The following is a 16,024-nucleotide window of genomic DNA, read 5'->3' on the forward strand; positions in this document are numbered from 1 at the left end:
ATGGATATATTTAATTCTATTCTTAGCTGGGCGCTTAAAAAGCGCATTCACGACATTGAGTTGTTTATGAAATATCCTGAAGAGGTACAGCAGGAGCATTTTTTTGAACTTATTGAAACAGCCAGGAACACTTCTTTTGGTAAAGAATACGATTTTAAAAGCATTAACAGCTACCAGGAATTTAAAGAACGTATTCCTATCCGTAACTACGAAGAACTATATCCATATATAGAAAAGTTACTTCACGGGGAGCAAAATATTTTGTGGCCGTCAAAGATAAAGTGGTTTGCAAAATCATCCGGGACTACCAATGCCCGTTCTAAATTTATACCTGTATCAGAGGAAGCGCTCAACGATTGTCATTTTAAAGGAGGAAAAGATCTTCTAAGCATTTATATAAACAACCATCCAGAAAGTAAATTATTTACCGGGAAGAGCCTTACCATTGGAGGTAGTCAGCAAATCAATACATTTGATCAGCAAAGTGAAACCAGGTATGGAGATGTAAGTGCTGTGATCATGAAAAATCTTCCGCTTTGGGCACAATTGGTGAGAACGCCGAACTTAAAAATTGCCTTGATGGATGAGTGGGAGGAGAAGATAGAAAAGATGGCCCAGGCGACCATCAATGAAAATGTTACCAGCCTTGCAGGGGTTCCTACTTGGACATTAGTTCTTTTGAACCGGATTCTTGAAATAACCGGAAAAAAAGATATCACAGAGGTGTGGCCAAATCTTGAATTGTTTGCTCATGGTGCTGTCGCTTTTGGACCCTACAGGAAATTATTTCGCGACTTGATTCCTTCAGACAAGATGAATTATATGGAGTCTTATAATGCATCTGAAGGTTATTTTGGCATTCAGGATCAGAAGGATTCAGATGAATTGTTACTAATGCTTGATTATGGTGTGTTTTATGAATTTGTTCCTATGGAAGAGATTGATAATGATAACCCAAGGGCAATAGGTCTCGGAGAAGTGGAGGTCGGTAAAAACTATGCACTGATTATTACTACCAATTCCGGACTTTGGCGATATAAAATAGGAGATACTATCAGATTTACTTCAACATCTCCTTACAGAATAAAGATTAGTGGGCGAACCAAACATTTTATCAATGCATTTGGAGAGGAACTAGTTATAGAAAATGCAGAAAAAGGCATTGAAAAAGCCTGCGAAGCAACAGGAGCGGTAATAGATAATTTTACCGCCGGACCAATATACCTTGAAGGCACACAAAGGGGTGGCCATGAATACATTATTGAGTTTATAAAAAGCCCTGATGATTTGCAGCGATTTACCCGCGTTCTTGATGAGACACTAAGAGAATCTAATAGTGATTATGACGCCAAGCGTCATAAAGATATTGCCCTTAAAGAACCAAGTGTTCACGATGTTCCGAGAGGCACTTTTTATAACTGGATGAAAAAACGAGGAAAGCTTGGTGGTCAGAATAAAGTGCCAAGGCTTTCAAATAACAGAGATTATCTTGATAGTATCCTTGAGATGCTAAATATTAATGCCGGCACCTGAAAATATCCTCATTGTCCCTAATGCATTTAAGGGCACACTTTCTTCTTTAGAAGCAAGTGATATAATTCATGACGTTTTTAAAGAAAGTCTTCCCTCAGCAAATCTTTTAAAATTGCCATTGGCAGACGGAGGAGATGGCACCCTCGATGTCTTATCCAAAAAATTAAATTTTGACCATATAACTTTAGCGACTTTTGATCCCTTAGGAAGAAGTATTCAGGCTTCTTATGGCTTAAAAGGTCGCGTTGCTTATATAGAACTGGCAGAAGCATCTGGCATCAGACATTTAACAAATGAGGAACTTAATCCCAAAAAAGCAAACACATTTGGTACCGGGGTACTAATAAAAGATGCGATTGAAAAGGGAGCCAATAAAGTACAAATTTATTGTGGAGGAAGCGCCAGCATAGATCTTGGTTTTGGGTTAATTGCTGCTTTAATGGGCCTGGAGAAATATAGATATTCAAACCCTGTTTTTGATGAGGGAGAGATTCTGAAGGATATACTTAATATCCCTGATAATTATCTCAATGTAGATTATGAAGTTTATACCGATGTAACAAATTCCCTATTGGGTGAAGATGGAGCTGTTCAAGTTTTTGGCCAGCAAAAAGGCGTAGAAGAAGGAGCTCGGGAAATATATGAAGGTAAGATAAAGGCAATTATTAACCGTCTTCATGTGGATCATCAAATTAAAGGAATGGGAGCAAGTGGCGGCACCCCAGTTATATTTAATCATCTTAAAAGGGTAAAGCCAAAATTAGCCAGCGACCATATCTTTAAGGTGTTAGAGATAGAAAATCATATAAGAGAAAATGACCTGATAATAACAGGAGAAGGTAAGTTTGACAGTCAATCGATATCCGGAAAATTAACAGGCGAAATTTTAAAACTTTGTCATAAGCATCATAAAAAACTGATGATTCTATCAGCAATAGATGGAGGTTATTATCCTGAAGGGATTGAAGTTGTAATATTGGAGAATTATCTCAATCCTGATGAAAAGGATTCTCTTAATTATACTTCCCGGATGAAGAGAGCTTTACAGAAATGCATAAAAAAACACGACTGGTAAGCAGTCGTGTTTCAATATTATTTACTGGAAATTATTATGATTTCCATTTGATTGTACAACCGATCGCACGAGTATAATCTTCGCTTACTGATTTGCCGGCCTCAATTTCTTCGATGGCATTTTCAACATACTTGGTTTTTACATCATTAGGATTTTGAGGATTATCATCAATCGCACCGATGTAAACAACTTCAAACGTATTGCCTGATTTCTTTAATAGATAAACATGAGGCGTTTTAGTAGCTCCGTAAGTCATTGCTACCTCCTGAGTTTCATCATACAGGTAAGGGAAAGTAAATCCTTTTTCATCAGAACGTACTTTCATTTTATCGAAAGAATCTTCAGGCTGACGATCTTTGTCATTAGGGTTTATTGCAATAACAGGGTAACCCTTGCTTTCATATTTATTATTTAATTCAATGATTCTGTCTTCATATAATTTTGCGTATGGGCAGCTATTGCAAGTAAATATTACAATAATTCCATTTGCAGACTTGTAATCTGACATGCTAACCATCTTACCGTCGACATTTTTTAATTTAAAATCGACAGCTTTGTCTCCTACTTCATACCCCTGAGCTGATAAGCCCACTGATACGGTAAGAAGTAATATTAATGTAAATAAGTGTTTCATATTATAATGGAGATTAGTTCCTTATTTTATTTATATATTCGTTTAACTCGTCAAGGGTAAACTCTTTTTCTTCAAAATATTTTTTTTCCTTGTAAATAAATAGCGTTGCTGGTATAGCACCACTCCATTCATTACTTATACGGGGCATCCAATTATTTGGGTTTTCTTCAGCCAGAAAAAAAACTCTAGAATTCAGGTTTCTGTCTTCTACAAATGGAACAACCCGTTTTTCAAACTGATTTTTAAAATCAATACTAACAAGGTGCACAGATACCATGCCATCTTCATTTAATTCTTCAAAAGCAGGAATCTCTTTTATACAGGGTTTACACCAGGTAGCCCAAAAATTAAAAATGAGAACTTTATTACTTTCCTGATCCATGAGATTTTCCAGCTCATCGATGGTGATTTTTTCAACACTTTGACTTTTAGCGATAAAACCAAAGGAAACCATAAAAATCAATATATAAATATTTCTCATAAGAAAAGAAATTTAGCACAAAAAAGTGAAAGAATCAAAATTGTATTTTTTCAATATTGTGAAACATTTTTAAATGAATTATTCTACATAGAGTATCAAACTAAAACACTTTTAGTTTGTTTTCATCGATTTTGATAATTTCAGCCTGTTTTTATTCAGTGAAAATTGAAATATTTATTATGACAATGAATTCTGTCAGATGTATAAAAATGATCTCAGAATTCAATTTTTAAAGATTAGACTCAGATGTAAATTAATTGTTAACGGAATATAAATTTAACAATAAGAAGATAGATTTAAAGTCAAATGTTTTTGTTTAAAGTTTTCCACAAAATAGAAAAGTTATCCACAGTTTTCGTATTTTTTGTTATAACTACCTGATAATTAATTCATTACGACAATTTTGAAAAATTAAATTCTTGTGGATAACTGATTTGACTTATAATTATTGTACGACCGAACTATTATTTAAACTTTTAAAAAAAATGCGGTTATCATTAAATGAATTAACATTTTAGTCATTTATTTTTAAAAATTTAGTCCTTTTGTTGTCTTCGGAGTCGTGTACGATAGGCATTGAAAATCCTTGATTTAGATAGAAAGCCTGCATATTTCCCCTCATCAATTACAGGGAGGTTCCATGCCCCGGTGATTTCAAATTTATGCATTACAGATTCCATGCTTTCTTTAGAACTCACATAGGCAGGAGGGGAATGCATAATGCTTTTGATTATTATATTTTTTCTGGAATCTTCATCAAACATAATGCTTCTGACATCATCCAGTGTAACTATACCAACAAGTTCGTTTTTGTCCGAAACAACTGGAAAGATATTCCTTCTTGATTTTTGCACCAATTCAACTAAAGTTCCAAGTGTCGCTTCAGGGTCAATAGTAAGTAAATCCTTTTCGATGATCTTATTAAGATCTATCAGTGAGAGGAGTTGTTTGTCTTTATCATAATTAACAAGGTCGCCACTTTCAACCAATGGTTTTGAGTAGAATGAAAATTTTTCAAAGTTTTTGGCCGTGTTATAAGCAAGCGCACTTACCAGCATTAAAGGGATAAATAATTCATACCCACTGGTTATTTCAGCGATCAGGAATATAGCTGTCAGAGGAGCATGGAGCACTCCACTCATTATTCCACACATTCCAACTAATGTGAAGTTTGCAGGGCTGATCACTTCGGCACTAAAAATAAAGTTGACCAGAAGCGCATATAAATAACCCGTTACACCTCCTAAAAACAATGATGGACCAAAAATACCACCAGAACCACCAGAACCGATTGTTAGAGCAGTGGCAATGGGTTTTACCATAATAATGACAAAAAGAAAAATAAACAGGAACAATACACTGTCCGTGTTATCGAAAAATAGTGAGTTGGATATTAAATTCTCACCCTGGTTGTTGAGCAGTTGTTTGATAATTCCATAACCTTCGCCATATAAAGGAGGAAGAATAAATATTATAATTCCCAGGGCAGTACCTCCGATCAATGCCCTTTTTAATCCACCTTTTATTTTGTAAGTAAGACTTTCAAAATAAAACATTACCCGGGTGAAATAAACGCTGAAAATCCCTGTGATTAATCCTAGACCAGCATAATATAAAATATTTCCTTCCGAAAAATCTTCTTTGATCCGGTGTGAAAAGAGAACGTGTTCACCCAGCAGAGATAATGATATGACGGATCCGCTTACTGAGGCAATAAGAAGTGGAATAAAGGTTGCAATAGTTATTTCACTAAAGATCACTTCAATGGCGAAAATTACTCCAGCGATGGGTGAATTAAATATTGCTGAAATAGCTCCTGCTGCACCACACCCTATTAATAATGTCCTTTTCTTATAAGACAGGTGCATTATTCTTCCAAGATTAGAACCAATAGAGGACCCTGTCACTACAATTGGTGCCTCAAGACCCACAGAACCACCTAAACCTACAGTGACAGCACTGGTTAAAAGCCGGCTGTATTGGAGAGACCTCTTCATTTTACTCCCTTTTTTGGAAATAAAATAAAGTACAGTAGTTATTCCATGCCCTAAATGTTCTTTGAGGACGTATTTTGCCAGGAGATAGGTTAAGGCTATACCCACAGGAGGAATGAGTATAAAATAATATCTTGATTCGTTAAAATTAAAGTTTTTAGTTACCTGTGCCTGAAGTAGGTGTACTGACTCCTTTAATACTACTGCAGCAAGGCCAGCCAGGATACCGATGAGAATACTCAGCATCAGCACAAAGTTTTTGTCGTCAATGTGCTTGATTCGCCAAACCAGAAATTTACCTATCCAGTTGCTTTTTTTCATGTATCCTGTCGTGTAGAGATGATGCAAAGTTATAAGATATAGTTTAGTCGCCAAACACCTTCAATTAGTATAATTCTTTCAAATGACAGGTTTAGGTATTAAATTAAAATATATGAAAGCAATTATACCGGTTGCAGGTAGCGGAACACATTTACGCCCCCTGACCCATACCCAGCCAAAGTGTCTTTTACCCCTTGCCGGAAAGCCCATTCTTGGCCATATAATAGATTATCTTGGTGAATCAGGTATTAAAGAAATGATCTTCATCGTAGGTCACCTGAGCCAAAAAATCGAAAAGTTTCTCGATGAGTTTTTACATGACAGAAAAATTAAATATAAAACTATTTACCAGGAACCTGGCAAGGGACTTGGGCATGCGATATTGCTGGCTTCTGAATACTTTAAGGATGACAAAGAAGTAATTGTCCACTTAGGAGATAGTATCATCCGTACAAACCCTGAGTTTTTTTCAAAAAATAGTGCTCAATCAGTGATCTGCCTCAAGAAGGTTAGTGTTCCAGGTAATTTTGGTATTTGTGAAGTGTCTTCGGATGGGTTTATTCGCAAAATGGTTGAAAAACCAAAAGTACCGAAATCAAATTATGCCATTGTCGGCCTATATAGAATTCAGGAAGTGCCTCTATTTATCGAAAGCCTCAAAATGGAATATGAGTCAAAAAGTGGAAAAGACGAAGCACAACTTACTGATGCTCTACAATATATGGTTCAAAAAGGATCAAAAATTAAAATGATCAAAACGGACAGGTGGTTTGATTGTAGCAGGAAAGAATCACTCCTTGAAGCCAACAGAATGTTGATGAATGTCGGTGAATTACCTAAAAATTATGATTCCATTTATTCAAAAACGATTATCATACCTCCTGTTGTTATCGGAAAAAACTGTGAAATTAAAAATGCAATTATCGGACCCAATGTAGTAGTAGGCCATAATAGTGAAATATACGATGCGATTATTAAAGAGTCGATATTGGGAAACAAAACTGAAATAAGAAACACCGTGATCCAGGAAAGTATTATTGGCAATGATTCTACTTTTTATGGAAGTAATTTGAAATTAAACCTCGGTGATAATACAGACATAGATTTAACATCATGAAAATAGATAATTTTAGCACTCAAATTTTTGAGACCTGCTTGTATAGCCGGGATCTGGAGGCTGCGAAAAGTTTTTATGTAGATAAATTGGGATTTACATTATATACTTATGTTCCAGAGACCCTTCTCTTTCTTAAAATGAAATCCGGCATGCTACTTATTTTTAACCCTGATAAGTCTAAAAATAAGGAAGGGCTTCCACCACATTTTGCAGAGGGGAAGCAACATATAGCATTTAATATTGATGAGGAAAAATATGAAAAAGTGAAAGAAGAACTGAAAAATGAAGATATCGAAATTATTCACGAAGAAACATGGCCTACAGGATCTAAGTCGTTCTACTTTGAAGATCCTGAAGGCCATGTTTTAGAATTTGTTCCTGCCAGTGTCTGGGATTAATTACCGTCGTCTTTTTTCTTCTTTTTACCAAAAATATCTTTGAGAGCTTCTTCTGCTTTTTCCTTTAGTTCATCTTTTCCTTCCTCGATCTTTTCTTCAGCAGTATTGCTCACACTATCCTTAGCCGTTTTAACTACTGCATTGGCAGAGTCTTTCGCGATACTTTTTTGAGAATCTAACTCTGCCTGAGTCTGTTCTTTAATCACGTCCTTTACCTGACCGGTAACGCCTTCAGATCCGGCAGAAGTTCCGCTTCCTGCAGCAAGACCAAAAGTAAGATCGTTAAATTTACCACCAATCTTTACCGGAACAGTTATTTCATCGCCAACGACATCTTTTCCACCTGTAATTGACGCTGCCAGATTGTTTATAACTGAACCTGCTGCACCTGTAGGAACATCAATATTAAAAATGTAATCAACTGATCCGTCAATGCCTGTTCTACCACTTACTTCAGCTTCATAACCAGCAATTGACACATCGAATGGTTTAGTTGTAACAAATCCATTTTCAATTGAAAAGTTTACAAGCGCATCTTTAAGCCCGAAACTATCTGCATCTTTTAACTTGGTGACTTCGGTTATACCTTCTATTAAGCCACTATCATTTATTGCCGCATCAATTATTTCGATTAGTCCACTACCAGTTAAGGTCGATAATTTAGGACTGAAATCATTTAATAACTCTCCGCTTAAACTGAGATCTGAGTTAAACTGGCCCGTCATATCTTCTGCGATAGGGGCCAGGGCCTGAACTGTATTGAAGTTTTGATAAGACTTAGGTATTGAAAGATTCTTGATATTTAAAGAAATATCAAATTTCGGAGTTTCAATGTTTTCGGTATTGTATGCAGCTGAAGTCGTAAACTGACCTCCCAATGAATTGAATACCAGGCTTTCCAATCGTACTGTACTATTTTTGACTATCAGATCACCAGCGAGATTAGATAGAGTTAAATTGTCGTATTTAACTTTATTTGCTTTGGAATGTAATACCAGGTCCAGATTTTCAGGCACCTTAATTACTTCAAGCTCTGAATCTTCTTCCTCTTCCACTTCACTTTCATCATCATCCATAAACTCATTAACATTAAAATAGTTGCTTGACACATTGAACTCTCCTGTTAATAAGCCTTCATTCATCACATAGCCCATATAATTATTGACAGTTCCGGAAGCTTTGAAGTCAGACTCACCGCTTTTACCATCTACATTTTTAATATTTATATTCGCAGGGCTAAATTCTGCATCGGCAGTAGTAATTTCTACTCCCTGGGGCATTGATTCCTGATCTGAATATCTGAAGTTTCTTAAACTTACATTACCTGAAGTTTTTAATGCAGAATAATTTTCTGCTTCAACATCGCTGAATTTACCTTTAGACTGGACGTTCGCAATAATTGTTCCCGCCATTTCAACTCCTTCAATAGGGTAGATCTTATTAAGTTCTTCAACATTTAATTTTCCGTTGACCTTTGCATCCCAATTGGGACTATCGAAGTTAACCACATAGGCTGAAGCATTTACCTTGTCTTCGCCAAGCACAAAGCTCATGTCTGTTAAATTAAACACTGCATTTTGCATGCTCCCATCCTTCGAATAAGAATGAGCCTCAAAGTGAATATTTTCTAAAGGAACCGGGTAATCAGAATTTTTAACGTATCCATTTTCCAGAGTAGCATCCAGATTGAAAGCCGGGATTATATTTCTTACACTATCATACTTTCCTTCAGCCTTTGCTTCTAAGGTGAATATTCCTTTTAGCGAGGTCTTTTCAACCGGGAAAACCCTGGTAACTTTCTCCAGATCAAGTTTAGCTTTAGCATCGAGATCGATCGGATAATCGACAAGGTTTTTAACTGCAAGATTTAAATCGAATGGATTATCCTCGATATTAAAATGAAAATCTTTTATGTCGATACTTGTATAGTCGATATCACCCTCAGGACATAAAACTTTCAGCGTACCTTTGATGTTTTCTACAGGAGTTGGAAGTTCGTCGTATTTAAATGAACTGTTTTTTACCACAAGGTCAAGGCCAAATCCAGGTAAGCTGTTTTCATTGTAGGTTCCTTTGGTCCATCCTTCAAATGAAAATGCACCTGTAGTTTCTATACCATCGAAAGATTCGGTATAAATTCCCGGAATGAGGGACAACAAAGACTTGAAGGAATTATCTTCAGCACCAAAGGTGATGTCCATAGTTATATCCTCCTCGGGCATTTCAAAGATCCCATTCAGATTAAATGCAAATTCATTTACCCTGAAGTGATTTTCTTTAAATTCAAACCTCATCTTATCAAGATCCATGTTAAGGATCATGTCCGCATAGAAAGATTTGTTGGAAAGATATTGTACATCCTCAAAAACAAAAGAAACAGTGTCTATAGATGTTTCTGTGTCCATATCGAGGACGGTGTTTTCAAAGTTGCCATTCCCTGAGTGATTTAAACCGAAAAGTTCTAATGCCATATTCGATAACCTGTCTTCGTAAATCACTTTACCATCCGAGATTTCCCAATGGTTTATTTGAATTGCCATTTCTGAGGAAGCAGTATCAGATTCTTGTACTGTGTCGGCCTCAGAAACAAAGATGTCATAGTTAGCTTTGCCATCTTCGAGAATCAGAGCATAAACCTGGGGTTCGCGAATATAAATTGCTGATACTTCAATTTGATCACCAAAAATTACCGAAAGTGGTTTAAGACTAACTTCAAATTCCTGGATTTCAGTAAGAGGAATTCCATCGAATTCACCCCTTCCCACCAGTCCGATTTCATCGATACTTACAGTAAGAGTTGGGAAGTGACTAAAAAAGCTGATTGAGAAAGATTCTGCATCATAAAATACATCCGCATCAACGTTTTCAGCAATTGCATCATCAACTGCTTTTTTGATATCATCTTTGAAAATGATCGGCAATGTGATTGCTGCGATAAGCAGGATTACAATAATTGACCCTAATATTATTAATACTTTTTTCATCTCTAAGCTGATTAAAAAATGTCTAGGATGAAGTTACAATAAATAAATATTATATCGTGAGGGATAATTGAAGAAAAAAATAAGCCACCCGAATCTACTCGAGTGGCTCACCTAAAAATCTGTAATTTTAAACAAGCGAAACAGGTTTCTTATTTCTGTTTTATTAGAAACGGCAAAAACCTTTTAATTATTACAAATTTATTACATAAATATGAATAATGCGTAGCAAAAGGTTGTTTATTTTATAATCTCTTGATTTAATACAACTATTTTTGATGATTATATTCTAATTTTTTGATTTTCAATCAGAAGTGATTGCTTTTTGATACTAAGAGGTTCTAGTCGGTATCTATCGAAAGATTAGAGCAATCTAATTGCTGACTTCTGTTGAAATGTAATAATAAAATGGTTTTTATATTGTAATGAGCCCCCATCTTGATATTGAAAGAAGGTGTAGAGATTACCTTTTAGTAAGGGAAATATTTATATTTTCCATAAAGGAAAAACTAGCTTTATCATTTTTAATCTTATTGACAATATAAAAAACCTTAAAGGAGGAATTCTCATCTATTAAAAACAAGGAGTCTCCGATTATTTCATAATACAGAGTATTTGATGTTGTGTCAGATTGAAAAAAACAGTTTTCATAACCAAAGACCTGAATTTTTACAGTTCCATCGGCCTCAAACCTATACTTTGCATCTGCATTAAATGAATATTTATCAATCAATCCTGGATAAGATAAAGAATCAGCCTCCCATTTTGCTTTCCATTCACCTACTATTTTACTTTTTTTATCCTGGCAAGACAGCGTGAATAAGAATAAAACAATAATGAAAACCTGATATCTCCACATCTTAGAAATATTTAACTAACATTTTGCTTACTAAATTTTTAAATGAGTTGTAAGGAGGATGTAATAAGGATGATGAAGGAAACACTGTATTTTGTTTCAAAATTGGTCTTTCATGTGAAAAAGCCCTCACACCCCAATATCCATGTCCGTTTCCGAAACCGCTGTTTCCAATACCTCCGAAAGGGATTTCTGTATTTGTAAACTGAAGCACACAATCATTTATAGCTGTTGTTCCGCTTTGGCAACTTTGAACGATAAACTTTTGATCTTTGGAAGAGCTTCCAAAATAATATAGTGCAAGAGGCTTTGGTTTTCGATTTATAATTTCAGCAGCAGTTTTAAGATCGTCATATTCTACAATAGGTAATAACGGACCGAAGATTTCTTCTTCCATTATTCTCATATCATCAGATACTGAATCTATTAATGTCGGGCTTATAGTTTTATCGTTGTTTTCAAAGTCACCACCTGATATAACCCTCGCTCCTTTATCAACAGCGTCGCGGAAGATATCCTTTATTCGTTCTCCATTCTTCTGGTTAATAATATTGCAATAAGGAGTGCTTTCGGGATCTCCTGACTGGAATTTATTTTCAATAGTAGTTTTAAGCGATTCTATCAATTTCCCTTTGATGTCTTTATGAACTAAAAGGTAGTCAGGTGCAACACAGGTTTGTCCGGCATTTAAAAATTTACCGAAGACAATCTTTTCTGCTGCATCTTTAATTTTTGCATCCTTATGGATAATAGTTGGTGATTTTCCCCCGAGTTCCAGCGTTACTCCTGTTAAATTCTTGGCAGCAGCCTCCATGACAATTTTTCCTACTGCCGGGCTGCCGGTAAAAAAGATGTGATCAAAAGGCAAAGAAAGTAAATACTGGGTTTCAGGAACCTCTCCCTCTACAACTGCAACTTCAGTTTTATCAAATACTCTTGAAATGATCTCCTTTATAACAACATTGGTAGAAGGTGTGAATTCGCTTGGTTTGATAATACAGGTATTGCCTGCTGCGACGGCACTAATCAATGGTCCTAAAGCCAGGTTAAATGGATAATTCCATGGCGATATTATTAATGTCCTGCCTTTTGGTTCAAAAATTACTTTAGATGTTGAGCCAAGTAATGGCAAAGGGGTATCAACCTTTTGAGGGCGCAACCACTTTTTCAGATTTTTGCAAGTATGCCTTATCTCGGTCAATACTACCCAGGTTTCACTTATTTCAGTTTCTTCCGCCGGTTTTTGGAAATCGTTATATAAGGCTTGTTTGATATCTGCCTGAAAATGAAGAATCTGTTTTTCCAGTTTTCTAAGTTTTTTAATACGGTCTTTTACAGTTGACTTCCTCAATTGATGGCTTACAGCCAATTGATCTTCAAATATGGTTGATATCTTTTTCTCAAATCCTGTTTTTGTTTCCTCGGCAGTGGTACTCATAAGAAAAGGGGTTTTTCTAAATATATGTTATCAATTTGTTAAACGCGAAAAACTGGGTTAAAAGTTTTAAAAACAGTCTGTTCCTTACTTATACTCATGATCCAATTGTTTAATTGTTAATTTAATGTTAACTTAATGTTAACAAATAAAGTTAATGTTAAGAATTGGTTAACCGACTAATTATATCGATCCTGATTTTGTTTCTGCTATCTATTCCAATAGCAGCTCAGGATTATTCTGACCAATTCAATAATGCTTTAAAAGAAGACAAGAAAGTTTCTTCTATTATTGAACACTTTGAAAAACGTCACTCAAATAAAGTCTTTGATAAAAACTCACTTGAGAAGGTGTTTTTCAAAATACATAGAAAGGTTTTAAAAGAATATAATAAATACGCTGAAATCAACAGCACACTTAAAGACGGGGACTATGATTGTGTGACAGGTACCGCTGTGTATGCTTATGTTTATCAGTCATTAGGGTTAAAAACAGAAATTTTTGAGACTCCTTCACATGTATTTCTTGTAGTGGTTTCTAATAATAGAAAATATTTAATCGAATCTACCTCACCACTTAATGGGTTTTTAGAAATAGATAATGATATCAAATTAAACATCAGTAATTCTTTAGGATTATTGGTTGCTGATGAAACCGATGTGATGACGAATGAGGTGATAAATAAAATTACTATAAAAGAATTAGCTGCTATTTCACTTCATAATAAAGCAGCTAAATTATACATGGAAAAAGATTTTGTATCAGCAGCGAAAGTTATCAATGAAGCTTTGACCATTTATCCCTCAGCAAGATCTGTTTATTTAAAGAAGCTAATCTCCAAACATCTTCACTATAGTGTCAGTAAAAATTAATATTGACAGACCCTATATAGAATTTAAAGATTAAGATAATGTTCATTAATTCAGATTCTCTATTCTGAAATGGTAATCGTAAATAGGTTTTATTTTGCAAAAACATTCTACTTTACTACTTACTTCTATTGAGAAATAATTAATGATAGTATGCAATACGGTTCTTTTCAGATATGAATTATTGAGTCAACTTATTTCACAATTAAGGATCAGTATAAAAAAACTCCCTTCTGTTAAGAGGGGAGTTTTTATTATTAGTTAATTAATCAATTAATACTTATTCTTATGAGGCATTATTCATCTGCATCTATAATTTCGAATTCAACTCTTCTGTTCTTAGCTCTGCCTTCTGAAGTCGAATTATCTTCGATTGGTCTGGATTCACCATAAGCTTCAACTACGATACGGTCTTTACTAATTCCATTGTCTGTAAGATAGTCCACCACAGCTTGAGCTCTTCGACGGCTAAGTCCCATGTTATATTGTTCAGAGCCAACACTATCAGTATGTCCTGAAACTTGTACTTTCACATCATCATTATCATTCATAAATTTAACAAGCCTGTCTAGCTCAGGTTTTGACTGAGGTTTAAGGGTTGACTTATCAAAGTCGAAGAATATATTGTTAAGAGTAATAATGGCACCTTTTTTAATCGGAGTGAGATATAGATCTCTTTCTACTTCATCATAAGTCTCCTGCTCAGATAGGTTTAAGTTTTCACTCATCGCTAAGTAATCCTCAGCTTCAGCAAGGAACCCATATTCTTCACCTGAAGGGAGCATAATTTCATATTCACCTGATCCCGGATCTGATAATGTTTCTCCGATTATTTTTCCATCAGATAAACGCTGGTAGATAATACGTGCTTCAACAGGTTCTTCTGATTCCTTATCTAATACTCTGCCCGCTACAAGTGTAACAGGATCAGGACGATAGAATTCAGGAAGGGATATTTTAAAAACATCAAGATTTTCCTCAGTTATACCTTTCGAATAGTAAGCGAAGTCACCAGTAGGAGGGATGATAAAGAATTCATCATCAAGTTCTCCGTTTATACCAGGCCCAAGATTTTCTGGTTCTGACCATTTCGTCCATGTTGAATCTAGCCTTCTTGATACATAAATATCATTACCACCATATCCTGAATAACCAGCAGATGAGAAATATAAAGTTTTATCATCAGGAGCGAGGAATGGAGAAGATTCCATGCTAGCAGTGTTGATGTCATCGCCAAGGTTTAAAGGTTCTGTCCATGTATCGTCTTCTCTTTTAAAGGATACATACAGATCTCTTCTACCTCTTGAATCGTCTCTTTCAACGGACATAATTAAAGTACGCCTGTTGTTGGCCATATAGAAATTGGCACTTTCACTTGTGTTGTAATTATTTTCTATTTCAAGAGGCTCCGGGTCAGACCATCCATCGCCAACTTTTCTTGAAATTGACACACCGGCTTTCATTTTATTATTATTATTACCTCTATACTCGTTACCAAGGATCAGAATCACTGAATTACCGTCAGGAGTAATTGAGCTAATAAAGTTTGGTCCCTTATTATTCAATTTAGGCCCCATATTTTTAGCTACTGCCCAATCCTGTTGAGATTCATCCCATTCAGAATACCAGATATCTTCCATATCCTCAATACCACCGATATTTTCCGGATGGTTTCTTCTTGAAAAGAAAAGAGTTTTTCCATCTGGAGATAATAAAGGCCTGAACTCAGGATATTCCGAGTTCACATTTTCACTGAGTCTGATTGGAACAACATTCGGATTAATTTCTTCAGATACATTAACCTCGATTGTAATCGGGACTTCAGAATTTGAAACACCAATTGCATCAATACTAAAGTATCCAGGAACCGCTTTACCTGAAAAAGTTATTTTAACTGATGCAACATCGTAAGTAGTTGGCTCGAAAAAGATATTCAGTGGACGACCGGTAATATCCATGGCCTGGGGATTGAGTCTGTTAATCAGATATTCTTTCCCTTCTGTATCGTATACATATATCTCTTCCACTGCTGTAGGGTTAAATGATTCAGCGATCATGATCTGCCTGATCGGTATCGCTTTTTCAAATCCTACATGGATGAATTCATTTTTATCCGGTCTTGAAGGCGTCCACGCATTAGGGCTTTCTGCAGGGTTTGGAAATACATCTGGTTTTCCTAAAGCCTGTTTAGCACCATATTGTTGCGGGGTTAATTCAGACGAGACATCGATAACCTCACTGGCCCAAAGCACTTCCTGTTGTGCTGATGCCATAAAAAAGGTACCGATAAATATTATAGTAGTAGCAAAAAATTTAAACATTATCGATCG

Annotated in this window: 12 protein-coding genes; 5 read left to right on the plus strand and 7 right to left on the minus strand. The window is 35.5% G+C overall.

Features of this window, described 5'->3' with window-relative positions:
- Together DCC35_RS02680 and DCC35_RS02685 are read left to right on the plus strand one after the other, a co-directional pair.
- The gene (locus DCC35_RS02680; protein WP_137089337.1) at positions 1–1,533 is read left to right on the plus strand and encodes a GH3 auxin-responsive promoter family protein; all 1,533 of its coding nucleotides are present in this window, start codon (positions 1–3) and stop codon (positions 1,531–1,533) included.
- Positions 1,520–2,608, plus strand: a complete 1,089-nt coding sequence (locus DCC35_RS02685; RefSeq protein WP_137089338.1) for a glycerate kinase — start codon at positions 1,520–1,522, stop codon at positions 2,606–2,608. The genes DCC35_RS02680 and DCC35_RS02685 overlap by 14 nt, the downstream gene beginning before the upstream one ends.
- Before the next feature lie 34 nt (positions 2,609–2,642).
- Here the strand turns inward: DCC35_RS02685 and DCC35_RS02690 are convergent, their stop codons facing one another.
- The 3 genes from DCC35_RS02690 to DCC35_RS02700 all read right to left on the minus strand — a co-directional run bounded on the left by DCC35_RS02690 (position 2,643) and on the right by DCC35_RS02700 (position 6,038).
- A complete protein-coding gene (locus DCC35_RS02690) occupies positions 2,643–3,242 on the minus strand; it encodes a thioredoxin family protein (protein ID WP_137089339.1) in 600 nt (199 codons plus the stop codon).
- 13 nt (positions 3,243–3,255) lie between these two features.
- Complete coding sequence (locus DCC35_RS02695) at positions 3,256–3,723, minus strand: TlpA family protein disulfide reductase (protein WP_137089340.1); 468 nt, start codon at positions 3,721–3,723, stop codon at positions 3,256–3,258.
- Between the two features lie 536 nt (positions 3,724–4,259).
- On the minus strand, positions 4,260–6,038 hold the full coding sequence (locus tag DCC35_RS02700) for a chloride channel protein (protein WP_137089341.1): 1,779 nt from the start codon (positions 6,036–6,038) through the stop codon (positions 4,260–4,262).
- A 112-nt stretch (positions 6,039–6,150) separates the two neighbouring features.
- Between DCC35_RS02700 and DCC35_RS02705 the strand changes: the two genes are divergently transcribed.
- Both DCC35_RS02705 and DCC35_RS02710 read left to right on the plus strand, forming a co-directional pair.
- Positions 6,151–7,155 (plus strand): sugar phosphate nucleotidyltransferase, encoded by a 1,005-nt coding sequence (locus tag DCC35_RS02705; RefSeq protein ID WP_175402685.1) that lies wholly within the window; start codon positions 6,151–6,153, stop codon positions 7,153–7,155.
- Positions 7,152–7,553: a VOC family protein gene (locus DCC35_RS02710; protein WP_137089343.1), complete on the plus strand. Its 402-nt coding sequence runs from the start codon at positions 7,152–7,154 to the stop codon at positions 7,551–7,553. Before DCC35_RS02705 ends, DCC35_RS02710 begins: the two co-directional genes overlap by 4 nt.
- On the opposite strand, the gene DCC35_RS02715 is transcribed toward DCC35_RS02710, so the two are convergent.
- The 3 genes from DCC35_RS02715 to DCC35_RS02725 form a co-directional block, all read right to left on the minus strand.
- Positions 7,550–10,537: an AsmA-like C-terminal region-containing protein gene (locus DCC35_RS02715; RefSeq protein ID WP_137089344.1), complete on the minus strand. Its 2,988-nt coding sequence runs from the start codon at positions 10,535–10,537 to the stop codon at positions 7,550–7,552. The genes DCC35_RS02710 and DCC35_RS02715 overlap by 4 nt on opposite strands.
- A gap of 460 nt (positions 10,538–10,997) precedes the next feature.
- Positions 10,998–11,393, minus strand: a complete 396-nt coding sequence (locus DCC35_RS02720; protein ID WP_137089345.1) for a hypothetical protein — start codon at positions 11,391–11,393, stop codon at positions 10,998–11,000.
- A 1-nt stretch (position 11,394) separates the two neighbouring features.
- Positions 11,395–12,828 carry an aldehyde dehydrogenase family protein gene (locus DCC35_RS02725; RefSeq protein WP_137089346.1) on the minus strand — a complete coding sequence of 478 codons (1,434 nt, stop codon included), beginning with the start codon at positions 12,826–12,828 and terminating at the stop codon, positions 11,395–11,397.
- Between the two features lie 164 nt (positions 12,829–12,992).
- On the opposite strand from DCC35_RS02725, the gene DCC35_RS02730 reads away from it, so the two are divergent.
- Positions 12,993–13,697 carry a hypothetical protein gene (locus DCC35_RS02730; RefSeq protein WP_217495907.1) on the plus strand — a complete coding sequence of 235 codons (705 nt, stop codon included), beginning with the start codon at positions 12,993–12,995 and terminating at the stop codon, positions 13,695–13,697.
- Positions 13,698–13,990: 293 nt separating this feature from the next.
- Here the strand turns inward: DCC35_RS02730 and DCC35_RS02735 are convergent, their stop codons facing one another.
- The gene (locus DCC35_RS02735) at positions 13,991–16,015 is read right to left on the minus strand and encodes an OmpA family protein (RefSeq protein WP_137089348.1); all 2,025 of its coding nucleotides are present in this window, start codon (positions 16,013–16,015) and stop codon (positions 13,991–13,993) included.
- Positions 16,016–16,024: the final 9 nt, after the last annotated feature.

This window comes from Mangrovivirga cuniculi (assembly GCF_005166025.1).
Taxonomy (GTDB): domain Bacteria; phylum Bacteroidota; class Bacteroidia; order Cytophagales; family Cyclobacteriaceae; genus Mangrovivirga; species Mangrovivirga cuniculi.

What these genes read in the sequence shown, in the direction of transcription:
- DCC35_RS02680 (WP_137089337.1), top strand. Translation starts at nt 1, where the DNA reads ATGGATATATTTAATTCTATTCTTAGCTGGGCGCTTAAAAAGCGCATT.
- DCC35_RS02705 (WP_175402685.1), top strand. Translation starts at nt 6,151, where the DNA reads ATGAAAGCAATTATACCGGTTGCAGGTAGCGGAACACATTTACGCCCC.
- DCC35_RS02700 (WP_137089341.1), bottom strand. Translation starts at nt 6,038, where the DNA reads ATGAAAAAAAGCAACTGGATAGGTAAATTTCTGGTTTGGCGAATCAAG.
- DCC35_RS02715 (WP_137089344.1), bottom strand. Translation starts at nt 10,537, where the DNA reads ATGAAAAAAGTATTAATAATATTAGGGTCAATTATTGTAATCCTGCTT.
- DCC35_RS02735 (WP_137089348.1), bottom strand. Translation starts at nt 16,015, where the DNA reads ATGTTTAAATTTTTTGCTACTACTATAATATTTATCGGTACCTTTTTT.
- DCC35_RS02690 (WP_137089339.1), bottom strand. Translation starts at nt 3,242, where the DNA reads ATGAAACACTTATTTACATTAATATTACTTCTTACCGTATCAGTGGGC.
- DCC35_RS02720 (WP_137089345.1), bottom strand. Translation starts at nt 11,393, where the DNA reads ATGTGGAGATATCAGGTTTTCATTATTGTTTTATTCTTATTCACGCTG.
- DCC35_RS02725 (WP_137089346.1), bottom strand. Translation starts at nt 12,828, where the DNA reads ATGAGTACCACTGCCGAGGAAACAAAAACAGGATTTGAGAAAAAGATA.
- DCC35_RS02695 (WP_137089340.1), bottom strand. Translation starts at nt 3,723, where the DNA reads ATGAGAAATATTTATATATTGATTTTTATGGTTTCCTTTGGTTTTATC.
- DCC35_RS02710 (WP_137089343.1), top strand. Translation starts at nt 7,152, where the DNA reads ATGAAAATAGATAATTTTAGCACTCAAATTTTTGAGACCTGCTTGTAT.
- DCC35_RS02685 (WP_137089338.1), top strand. Translation starts at nt 1,520, where the DNA reads ATGCCGGCACCTGAAAATATCCTCATTGTCCCTAATGCATTTAAGGGC.